Raw genomic sequence first — 9,644 nt, 5'->3', positions numbered from 1 at the left:
CTTAACTGACTGGCATTACTGCATATGCAGGGCTTTTTTTATGCTCTAAAATTCCACGCATTGTACATAGCTTGAATAATTTCCCTGGCTTGCTGCCGGGAAAACATCGATAGCTGAATCCGGAAAAACCCGAGGCAAATTTGATTCATCAGACCAGGCTGACACAATTTAAAATCCAAAGTGCCATCGCGTGGACTAATCACATGTGCTGGCATGTTATAGAGCCAACGTTTGAGATGTGCTTTGAGAGAAGCATAGCGTGGATTTAGAAAACTATACTGTACCGAATGTCGTTTTAAGCACAGGCTGATGCGGAAACCGGCCAAAGTATAATAAATAGCGTGTGAGGTGATTTTCAGTTTAGTTCCCAGCATAAGCAGCGAAAGACCAAGAAAGCCGCCAATATAAACATAAAAGCCAGGAGACTCCTGCCATAAAAATAACAGACCTTGAAGAAAGCTGGAATTGCTACGTGCACTGCTGAAATAAAAAATGCTGAATATTCCGACCGGATAACAAAACAGCAAATATCCCGTAGTGCGCATGATCGGGCTAGCTTGATGAAACAGGATGTTTTCTGGCACATTCATGGTTTATTTTTATGATCAGAAAGCGTATTGCCTTAATGAGCTTAGGTAATCTGTAGCCAAAAAGAAAGGCCCTTTCGGACCTTCCTTTGCGTACTTAATCAAGCTTATTCCACTGATTTTTCATCGTTTGCAATGAGCAGTTTATTGCCAATCGGGATTTGACGTGGCAATTTTTCTTCTGGAATAATGCGCTGCAAGTCGATGATCAATAAACCATTTTCATAGTCTGCCTGTTGTACCTCTATATATTCATCCAGACGTAAAGACAATTTAAATGCACGTCGCGCAATGCCTTTGTACAGGAATTCAATACTGTCATTGCTCTGGTTTTCAGGCTTGCCTAGGATGGTCAGCAACTTATTTTCCAGACGAATGTCGAGTTCTTCCTGACGAAAACCCGCAGTTGCCACCACGATGCGGTAATTATTCTCACCACGCTTTTCGATATTATACGGTGGGTAATTCGGTGCATCGCTTTGCATGGCATAGTCAATAAAGTCATTCAAGCGATCAAAGCCAATACTACGACGAAATAATGGATGAAGATTTAAGTTACTCATGATTAGAACCTTCTCACTAAAGCAAAGTTATAAAAACAAGAAAATAAGATCTGTCATGTCAGACATCAACAGCGCATAAGATTGACGCAATCCTTATGCAGAAATAAATATGTGTTTGGAGCTGAAATTTTCAAGATCAAAAAGAAAAAAATATATAAATTTTTAATAAGATTTTGATATTTATTGAAAAATAATTTTAAAATGCAGACTTGTTGTTTCTTTCTAAATCCTCTATGTTGAGTACATCGTCGCATAGTAAAAGTGCAGGGAGTATTAGAAGAAAATGATCGATTTATATTATTGGGGCACCCCCAACGGCCATAAAATTAGTATTGCTCTAGAAGAAATGGGGCTGGAATATCAAATTATTCCCATCAATATTCTGGAAAATGACCAGTTCCAGTCCGATTTTCTGGCTATTTCTCCCAATAATAAAATCCCGGCAATTGTTGATCAGGATGGGCCACATGGCCGCGCCATTTCAATTTTTGAGTCAGGTGCGATCTTGCAATATCTGGGTCGCAAAACAAGTCTGTTTTATCCAGCCGATGAAGTGAAGCGTATTCAGGTCGAACAGTGGCTGATGTGGCAAATGGGCGGTTTGGGGCCGATGCTCGGGCAAAATCATCACTTTAGCCGTTTTGCACCTGAGCGGATTGCTTATGCCACAGAGCGCTATGTCAATGAAAGCAAGCGTTTATATGGGGTGTTGAATAAACAGCTGGTCGGGCAGGAGTATGTGGCTGGCGAATACTCGATTGCAGATATGGCCATTTTCCCTTGGTTATTACGGCATGACTGGCAGCAGATCACTCTGGAAGACTATCCTGAAGTTTCCAAATATATCGATCGTTTGAATGCTCGTCCTGCGGTTCAGAAAGCGTTGGCAATACAGGTCAGTTAAGCGTCTGCCTTTATGTTAAAATAGCCTTAAGCAAATAAAGCCACCCTTACGGTGGTTTTTTATTGGATGGATATATGAACGATTTTCTTCTGAACTTTACCAAGATTGTTGAAAGTAATACCCGAATTTACTGGAGCATTCTTTTCGGCATTGCTGCATGTTTAGTGCTGTATGTTGCTGAAATTGTGCATATCGATCAGGTGATTGCTGCCCTAAATACCAAAGATCAGCAGATTCTCCGTGCTGCAATTGCACCGCTCAATGAGCAGTATAAGTGGGCGCGGATCATGGCGATGGTGACGGCAGTCGTTTGGTCCAGTTGGGAATACAGCAAAGCCAAGAAAAAAATGGGCTTGAGCCGTTAATGCTTTAATGAGCCTGTTTTTACTGTTTCTGTCGGCCTTTGGTGCAGCGACCTTACTGCCTTTACAGTCTGAAGCTGTGCTACTGGGTCTTTTAGTGCAGGGTAAGCAGAGTGCGGTACTGTTAATTGCGGTGGCCAGTCTGGGAAATATTCTGGGGTCGTGTGTCAACTGGTATTTGGGTCTCAAGATCGAGCATTATAAAAATAAAAAATGGTTTCCAGTTTCAGAAGACAAGATGCTTAAAGCGCAAGCGACCTATCAGAAATATGGTTACTGGTCTTTATTGCTGAGCTGGGTGCCTATCATTGGTGATCCAATTACCCTGATTGCGGGACTGCTAAAAGAAAACTTCGCCCGTTTTCTGCTGATGGTCAGCATCGCTAAAATTGGTCGTTATCTGTTTGTCTATGCGGCCTTTGCCATGTTCTAAACTTGAAAATAATTTTCCTGATTCAGTCTTGGATATTTTTTCAGACTGAAATCCTAAAATCATTCTTTAAATTCGCTTATTGGGTGAAGATGCTTTTGTTTTAAACAAAGATGCTTTAGAATACTCGCTCCCTTACCTGCAGGTCGTTTTGTAATGGTGCAAACGAGCCGAACAGGTGTTCAAAAGAGGTTGTTATGCCTAAGATGAAAACTCGCCGTGGTGCAGCTAAACGCTTTAAAGCGACTGCTAACGGTTTTAAGCGTAAACAAGCGTTCAAACGCCACATTTTGACCAAAAAATCTGCTAAGCGTATTCGTCAATTGCGCGGCTGTGTAATGGTTCACGTAAGTGACGTTGCTTCAGTTCGTCGTATGTGCCCGTACATCTAAGGAGATTATAAATGGCTCGTGTAAAACGTGGTGTACAGGCTCATCGCCGTCACAAAAAAATTCTTGCTCGCGCTAAAGGTTACTATGGTGCTCGTTCACGCGTTTACCGCGTAGCGTTCCAGGCGGTAATCAAAGCTGGTCAATATGCTTACCGTGACCGTCGTCAGAAGAAACGTCAATTCCGCGCTTTGTGGATTGCACGTATCAACGCTGGTGCTCGTCAAAATGGTTTGTCGTACAGCCGTATGATCGCTGGCTTGAAAAAAGCTCAAGTGATTATCGACCGTCGCGTACTTGCTGACATCGCTATGCATGACGCAGTTGCGTTTGCTGCTTTAGCTTCTAAAGCTAAAGATGCATTGGCTGCATAAGTCTTTATGACTTGAAAAAGACCGCTTTTAGTGGTCTTTTTTTATGGTTAAATAAAAGTAGTTATTTTAAATATTATTTAAAAATCAGTGTTGTAAATCCTATATTTTTTAGTCATTGTTAAACTGCATAATCAAAAATAAGGCTAAAAAATAATGATTCGACTTGCCACTCAACAGGATGTCCTGCCGATTGCCCAAGTGCATGTACAAAGCTGGCATGAAAGCTATCAAAATATCATTAAACCAGAGATTCTTGATAAGTTGAGTGTAGAACAAAGAGCCGCTTTGTGGCGTTCTGTGCTTGAACAGGAAAATCGACAGGTATTTGTCTATGAAGAAAATGCTCAGGTGCTCGGATTTGCTGCCTTTAATTTTCCAGTGGATGCACCAATTAGTGAATTGAGAGCACTTTATTTGCTTCAAAATATTCAAGGTCGCGGCATTGGACGTGATTTGGTTCAATTGGGTCTGGGTTTAAGTCGAGAAAAATCCTACCAGTATATGCAGTGCAGCGTATTGAACCTGAATTCCAGTCGTTATTTTTATGAAAAGACCGGCGCCTATTTTGTCAGTGAAGGAGATGCCAGCGATCTGGGCGAGAATCTTAAAGACTTATGTTATCAGTGGGACATTTAATTTTTGAATACTCTGGCCCAGCTGGCTCAACGTAGAAAAATCTAAAACCTGGGAAAAGACGATAGAAAATAAATCAGCCCTTAGAAATGTATGGCTGATTTATCTTTTTATCTCAATATCTCCACCGGTCAATTAAGAGAGCATTTCCGGCCGATCAGCAAATGACAGCTTCGGCTCATTCAAATAATGCTGAAATTTTAAGACAGATACTCAGTCGTGATTCCATCATCTGATGGATGATGAAAACCATCACAAAATCGTCAGCATTATTTCAAGTTGATGCCTGCTCATGAATATCAAAATATCCATTGAATTCTGCCCGTGATGTTCAAGCTTTTCTGGCAAAATGTTAAAGGCCGAAATAGTAGCCAATCAGACAGATAATCACAGTGATCACAATTAAGGTCAGCACATTTGCAGATGAACTGGATTTGCCTGGGTCCTGAGGTTTTTCTGCTTTAGAAATTTTTGGTGAGCGGTCTTCGGTACTCATACCGACAAATGGGTCAGGTGCAACTTTTGGTGTTAGCTGTGCAGTTTTATAGTGATTGGCGACTTTGCTGATGAATTTAGCACTTAAATCATCAATTTTTTGCGAAAAATGTCGCAGGTTAAGTTGCTGCTCCGGGCTGAGTACTTCGCCATCTGCACGATAGGGATGCTGGATTTTCGTTTGAATAAAGTCATTTAAGGCGTCTAGGCGGTACAAAGTCTGGTGAGCATAATCCGCTGAATAGTCAGTGGGAATTAAGGCCAAATGACTTTCGCTATCGGCTTGAATGGCAGGCATGGTGCCGTAATAAGGCAAATTGGTATATGCAGGTTCGGTAAAATCTTGGGCAAGGCTACTTTCAAACAGTTCATGATCGGTATAGGCCTGAATATCATCCCAGTTTGGGGCTTCCAGATCGACATCAATGCGCTTGGCCAGTTTAGGATTTAGCTCATAACACCAGAATGTTTCATGGCGTAAAGGGGATTGCTGTGATTTAGGTGCTTCGTAATCATTGTCTGCGCTGTACCATTCAGGCAGTTCCTTGCCGATGATCCAGGCAGTTTTGGTTTTAGCACCATGACTGACAATAAAATGCGCCAGTGGTAATAGCTCGATATTGGCATTCGGATTTTTTTCATCAACCAGTAAATCAGAGCGATGCAAGCTGAGGCGACGCACGCCTTGTTTTTTCAGGCCTTCCAGCCAGATCTGGAAATGCTGGGCCAGCAGGTGTTGTGACATCAGATCCCGAAAGGCAAACTGATGCTGATTAAAAATGGAATGTTGAATCCAACGATTGAAACTCAGGTCCTGAGTCAAATACTCATTACCGTAAGTGACAAGGGTTAGTTGCTGTTTCCAAATTTGATCGAGTGCCATAGTGATTTGATCTGATTGATATTGTGTTTATCTTATACTTTTTATATTTAATCGTGCCAATCTAATTTTCCTTAAAACGCATCTTCATCAAAGTGTCTAAAAACTGTTAGAATGTGGGGTTTTTAAAATATTTTTTAACCTGTTGCTTTGAGAGTTACTATGTCACTGGAAGCCCTGACCACTGAAGCGCTCGCTGCGATTGCAGCAGCTCAAGACCTTGCTGCACTTGATCAAGTACGAGTGCAATTTACGGGGAAAAAAAGCCAGCTCGCGGAACAATCTAAGTCGCTTGGTAAAATGGATCCTGAAGAGCGTAAAGTCTTCGGCGCACAAATCCATGCTGTACGTGAAACCATTACCGCTGCATTGACATCACGTCAGGCAGAACTGCATAAAGCTGCCTTAGAACAAAAACTGGCAAGCGAAACCATTGATATTACTTTACCAGGTCGTGGTCAGCAGGTGGGCAGTATCCATCCAGTGACCCAGGTGCAAGAGCGTATTTGCCAGTTCTTTACCAAGGCAGGTTTTACGGTTGCAACAGGTCCTGAAGTTGAAGATGATTATCACAACTTTGAAGCACTGAACATTCCAGGTCATCACCCGGCGCGTGCCATGCACGATACTTTCTATTTTGATGTGAACCATTTGCTGCGTACGCATACGTCTGGTGTGCAGATTCGTACCATGGAAACTCAGCAGCCACCAATCCAGATCGTATGTCCGGGCCGTGTTTACCGTTGTGATTCGGATCAAACCCACTCACCGATGTTCCATCAGATCGAAGGTTTATACGTGGCTGAAAATACCAGCTTCGCGGAACTGAAAGGTTTGCTGATTAACCTGCTGAACGAATTCTTCGAAAAAGATTTGAAAGTACGTTTCCGTCCATCTTATTTCCCGTTCACCGAGCCGAGTGCGGAAGTGGATATTATGGATGAACGCGGTCGCTGGTTAGAAGTATTAGGCTGCGGTATGGTGCATCCGAATGTGCTGCAAGCTGCAGGCATTGATCCTGAAAAATACAAAGGCTTTGCTTTTGGTCTGGGTGTTGAACGTTTTGCAATGCTGCGTTATGGCGTAAATGACTTACGTATGTTCTTCCAAAACGATGTGCGTTTCTTACGCCAGTTTGCTTAAAACTTTTTAATAATCCTCTCCTAACCTCTTCTTTTAAAAAGGAGAGGAACTCCGCGAAATAGATGGAGTTCTCCCTCTTTGGAAAATGGGGGAGCAGAGGGGGATTCTAGAGATTTGAATTACAGGTTTTATATCAATGAAAATTAGCGAAAATTGGCTACGCACATGGGTTAACCCAGCCATCGATAGCGAAAAACTTTCTGATCAACTGACCATGTTGGGTCTGGAAGTGGATGAACTTGCGCCTGCAGCTAAACCCTTTACCGGCGTAGTGGTGGGGGAAGTCCTGACGGTAGAACAACATCCTGATGCAGATCGCTTGCGTGTGACCACTGTCAATATCGGTTCAGGTGAGCCACTGCAAATTGTATGTGGTGCGCCAAACGTACGTGCCGGCATGAAAGCGCCAGTTGCGACCATTGGTGCAGTACTTCCAGGCGATTTCAAAATCAAGAAAGGCAAGCTACGTGGTATAGAGTCACAAGGCATGCTGTGCGGCGCTTCAGAAATCGATTTAGAAGATAAAATTGATGGTTTGTTAGAGCTTCCAGCGGATGCACCAGTAGGTATGAACATTCGTGAATATCTAGACCTTGATGACAACGTGATTGACATCAGCATTACACCGAACCGTGGGGACTGCTTCAGTATTCGCGGGATCGCACGTGAAATTGGTGTGATTAACCAATTGCCAGTAACTGCCCCTGAAATTAAAGAAGTAGCTGCGACTATTAGCGAAGAAAAGAAAGTCGTTGTATCGACTGAAGGCTGCCCACGCTATTTGGGTCGTGTCATCAAGAACGTCAATACCAAGGCTGTGACTCCTGTATGGATGGAGCGTGCATTGGCACGTTCAGGTATTCGTCAGCACAGCATTCTGGTCGATATTACCAACTATGTATTAATCGAGCTTGGTCAACCGCTACACGCATTTGATGGCGGTAAAGTTCAAGGTGCGGTACATGTACGTCAAGCGACGGAAGCTGAAAAGTTAGTTTTGCTCAATGAACAAGAAGTTGAACTCAACGAAAAAGTGATGGTGATTGCAGATGATGAAAAAGCATTAGCCATTGCCGGTATTATGGGCGGCTTGTCTTCAGCAGTCAGCGATGCAACCACTGAAATTTTCCTGGAATCTGCATTCTTCGCGCCACTGCATATTGCGGGTCGTGCACGTAGCTTTGGCTTGCATACCGATGCTTCTCAGCGTTATGAACGTGGTGTCGATTTTGAATTGCCATTGATCGCTATGCACCGCGCATCACAATTGATTGCTGAACTTGCGGGCGGTGAGTTCGGACCAATTACAGTTGCCGAAAATGCGGCTCTATTGCCAACACGTGACGCAATTGAATTGAATCAAGCCCAAGTCGATCAACTGCTAGGTTATAGTGTTGACTCAGCGTTCATTACTGATGCTTTAACCCGTTTAGGTTGTGAAGTTACAGTAAAAGCAGAAGGTGAGTGGTCTGTAGTGCCGCCATCACATCGTTATGACATGGTGATCTATCAAGATTTGATTGAAGAAGTGGCACGTATTCACGGTTATGACAATATTCAAATCAGTCTGCCTGTGATTGATGTGAAATTGGCGAAATACCAAGATCAATTTGAGTTGGGTCAACTCCGTCAAACTGCCGTAACTTTAGGTTACCAAGAAGCGATCAGCTTTAGCTTCTCAGACCTAAAACTTGAAAAGCAACTTAATTCCAGTGTGAATCCATTAGCATTAGCTAATCCAATTTCAAGTGATTTGGCTGTGATGCGTTCAACCTTGCTGTCTAGCCTGATTCCTTGTGTTCAGTACAATGTCAACCGCCAGCAAAGCCGTGTACGTTTCTTTGAGCTCGGTCTGCGTTTCGACTATCAAGAAGCCAGCAGCATCCACGATTTAAAACAGATTCCAACTTTTGCATTGATTGCGACTGGTTCACGTCATGCTGAGTCTTGGCATGGTAAGGCACAGCCAATGGACTTCTTTGACTTTAAGGGTGATGTAGAAGAAATTCTGGCTGCTGGTCGTGTCAAAGTAGAATATGTGCGTTCAGAGCGTAGCTGGTTGCACCCAGGGCAATCCGCAGAAATTCTCGTGAATGGTCAATCAATTGGTTACTTGGGGCGTTTACATCCCTCACTTGAAGACGAACTTGATCTGGCAACCACATGGGTAGCAGAATTGGATCAAGCGGCTGTTTTGCAAACTTATGTATCTAATTTTACAGAATTATCACGTTTTCCATCGGTTCGACGTGATATTGCGCTTTTAATTAGTGATAAGATTAATGTTAGCGAAATTCAGGGACTTATCGAAAAAACAGGCGGAGAGCTTTTAGACTCAACTTGGTTGTTCGATGTGTACACTGGACAAGGAGTAGAAGAAGGGAAACGCTCACTGGCATTTGCACTTCTCTGGCAGCATCCAAGCCGTACACTGGAAGATGCTGAAATTAAATCAGGTATGGATAATATCCTTCAAGTGTTAGAAAACACTTACCAAGCGACATTGAGGGCTTCATGACAGCACTAACTAAAGCAGAAATGGCTGATCATTTAAGTGAGCTCACGAGTTTAAACCGTCGTGAAGCAAAACAAATGGTTGAGTTGTTCTTCGATGAGATTAGCCAGGCGCTCATCTCAGGCGAGCAAGTAAAACTTTCGGGTTTTGGTAATTTTGAGTTGCGTGACAAGCGTCAACGTCCAGGCCGTAACCCGAAAACGGGTGAAGAGATTCCGATTTCTGCACGCCGTGTAGTAACCTTCCGTGCGGGACAGAAGTTCCGTCAACGTGTGGGAAATGAGCAGATCAACTGATCTGCTTTTTTAAAAGCTGAAATCTAATATTTTTAAATTTCAGTTTTTAAAATAAAAAAAGAGAGCCAAAGGC

Annotated in this window: 12 protein-coding genes; 9 read left to right on the top strand and 3 right to left on the bottom strand. The window is 42.9% G+C overall.

Annotation, left to right across the window (positions count from 1 at the left end):
• Nucleotides 1-38: 38 nt before the first annotated feature.
• Together BFN00_RS14675 and BFN00_RS14670 are read right to left on the bottom strand one after the other, a co-directional pair.
• Entirely contained in the window at nt 39-590 is a 552-nt protein-coding gene (locus BFN00_RS14675) for a hypothetical protein (RefSeq protein ID WP_071852247.1), read from the bottom strand.
• Nucleotides 591-694: 104 nt separating this feature from the next.
• Nucleotides 695-1,150 (bottom strand): Hsp20 family protein, encoded by a 456-nt coding sequence (locus BFN00_RS14670; RefSeq protein WP_004732955.1) that lies wholly within the window; start codon nt 1,148-1,150, stop codon nt 695-697.
• Between the two features lie 283 nt (nt 1,151-1,433).
• On the opposite strand from BFN00_RS14670, the gene BFN00_RS14665 reads away from it, so the two are divergent.
• From BFN00_RS14665 to BFN00_RS14640, 6 genes are all read left to right on the top strand, one after another.
• Nucleotides 1,434-2,054, top strand: coding sequence for a glutathione S-transferase family protein (locus tag BFN00_RS14665; protein ID WP_004732952.1), 621 nt, complete (start codon nt 1,434-1,436; stop codon nt 2,052-2,054).
• Between the two features lie 74 nt (nt 2,055-2,128).
• On the top strand, nt 2,129-2,419 hold the full coding sequence (locus BFN00_RS14660) for a hypothetical protein (protein WP_004647523.1): 291 nt from the start codon (nt 2,129-2,131) through the stop codon (nt 2,417-2,419).
• Nucleotides 2,420-2,426: 7 nt separating this feature from the next.
• Nucleotides 2,427-2,849, top strand: a complete 423-nt coding sequence (locus BFN00_RS14655; protein ID WP_071852246.1) for a YqaA family protein — start codon at nt 2,427-2,429, stop codon at nt 2,847-2,849.
• 194 nt (nt 2,850-3,043) lie between these two features.
• On the top strand, nt 3,044-3,238 hold the full coding sequence (rpmI, locus tag BFN00_RS14650) for a 50S ribosomal protein L35 (RefSeq protein ID WP_004278281.1): 195 nt from the start codon (nt 3,044-3,046) through the stop codon (nt 3,236-3,238).
• Between the two features lie 11 nt (nt 3,239-3,249).
• A complete protein-coding gene (gene rplT, locus BFN00_RS14645; protein ID WP_004647525.1) occupies nt 3,250-3,609 on the top strand; it encodes a 50S ribosomal protein L20 in 360 nt (119 codons plus the stop codon).
• Nucleotides 3,610-3,762: 153 nt separating this feature from the next.
• A complete protein-coding gene (locus tag BFN00_RS14640) occupies nt 3,763-4,245 on the top strand; it encodes a GNAT family N-acetyltransferase (RefSeq protein WP_071852245.1) in 483 nt (160 codons plus the stop codon).
• Between the two features lie 349 nt (nt 4,246-4,594).
• Here the strand turns inward: BFN00_RS14640 and BFN00_RS14635 are convergent, their stop codons facing one another.
• Nucleotides 4,595-5,620: a hypothetical protein gene (locus BFN00_RS14635; protein ID WP_071852244.1), complete on the bottom strand. Its 1,026-nt coding sequence runs from the start codon at nt 5,618-5,620 to the stop codon at nt 4,595-4,597.
• 159 nt (nt 5,621-5,779) lie between these two features.
• On the opposite strand from BFN00_RS14635, the gene pheS reads away from it, so the two are divergent.
• From pheS to BFN00_RS14620, 3 genes are all read left to right on the top strand, one after another.
• The gene (gene pheS / locus BFN00_RS14630; RefSeq protein ID WP_004278272.1) at nt 5,780-6,760 is read left to right on the top strand and encodes a phenylalanine--tRNA ligase subunit alpha; all 981 of its coding nucleotides are present in this window, start codon (nt 5,780-5,782) and stop codon (nt 6,758-6,760) included.
• A 136-nt stretch (nt 6,761-6,896) separates the two neighbouring features.
• Complete coding sequence (gene pheT / locus BFN00_RS14625; RefSeq protein ID WP_071852243.1) at nt 6,897-9,278, top strand: phenylalanine--tRNA ligase subunit beta; 2,382 nt, start codon at nt 6,897-6,899, stop codon at nt 9,276-9,278.
• The gene (locus tag BFN00_RS14620) at nt 9,275-9,571 is read left to right on the top strand and encodes an integration host factor subunit alpha (RefSeq protein WP_004783565.1); all 297 of its coding nucleotides are present in this window, start codon (nt 9,275-9,277) and stop codon (nt 9,569-9,571) included. The genes pheT and BFN00_RS14620 overlap by 4 nt, the downstream gene beginning before the upstream one ends.
• Nucleotides 9,572-9,644: the final 73 nt, after the last annotated feature.

The organism is Acinetobacter sp. AR2-3, from assembly GCF_001878775.1.
Taxonomy (GTDB): Bacteria; Pseudomonadota; Gammaproteobacteria; order Pseudomonadales; family Moraxellaceae; genus Acinetobacter; species Acinetobacter lwoffii_D.
The sequence above is the reverse complement of the archived record's forward strand: the minus strand, read 5'-3'. Positions and strand labels throughout refer to the sequence as shown.

Bases quoted from the DNA above. Each gene is read 5' to 3' on its own strand.
- BFN00_RS14620 (WP_004783565.1), top strand. From the start codon at position 9,275: ATGACAGCACTAACTAAAGCAGAAATGGCTGATCATTTAAGTGAGCTC.
- BFN00_RS14660 (WP_004647523.1), top strand. From the start codon at position 2,129: ATGAACGATTTTCTTCTGAACTTTACCAAGATTGTTGAAAGTAATACC.
- pheS (WP_004278272.1), top strand. From the start codon at position 5,780: ATGTCACTGGAAGCCCTGACCACTGAAGCGCTCGCTGCGATTGCAGCA.
- BFN00_RS14635 (WP_071852244.1), bottom strand. From the start codon at position 5,620: ATGGCACTCGATCAAATTTGGAAACAGCAACTAACCCTTGTCACTTAC.
- BFN00_RS14670 (WP_004732955.1), bottom strand. From the start codon at position 1,150: ATGAGTAACTTAAATCTTCATCCATTATTTCGTCGTAGTATTGGCTTT.
- BFN00_RS14640 (WP_071852245.1), top strand. From the start codon at position 3,763: ATGATTCGACTTGCCACTCAACAGGATGTCCTGCCGATTGCCCAAGTG.
- pheT (WP_071852243.1), top strand. From the start codon at position 6,897: ATGAAAATTAGCGAAAATTGGCTACGCACATGGGTTAACCCAGCCATC.
- BFN00_RS14665 (WP_004732952.1), top strand. From the start codon at position 1,434: ATGATCGATTTATATTATTGGGGCACCCCCAACGGCCATAAAATTAGT.
- BFN00_RS14675 (WP_071852247.1), bottom strand. From the start codon at position 590: ATGAATGTGCCAGAAAACATCCTGTTTCATCAAGCTAGCCCGATCATG.
- rplT (WP_004647525.1), top strand. From the start codon at position 3,250: ATGGCTCGTGTAAAACGTGGTGTACAGGCTCATCGCCGTCACAAAAAA.
- rpmI (WP_004278281.1), top strand. From the start codon at position 3,044: ATGCCTAAGATGAAAACTCGCCGTGGTGCAGCTAAACGCTTTAAAGCG.
- BFN00_RS14655 (WP_071852246.1), top strand. From the start codon at position 2,427: ATGAGCCTGTTTTTACTGTTTCTGTCGGCCTTTGGTGCAGCGACCTTA.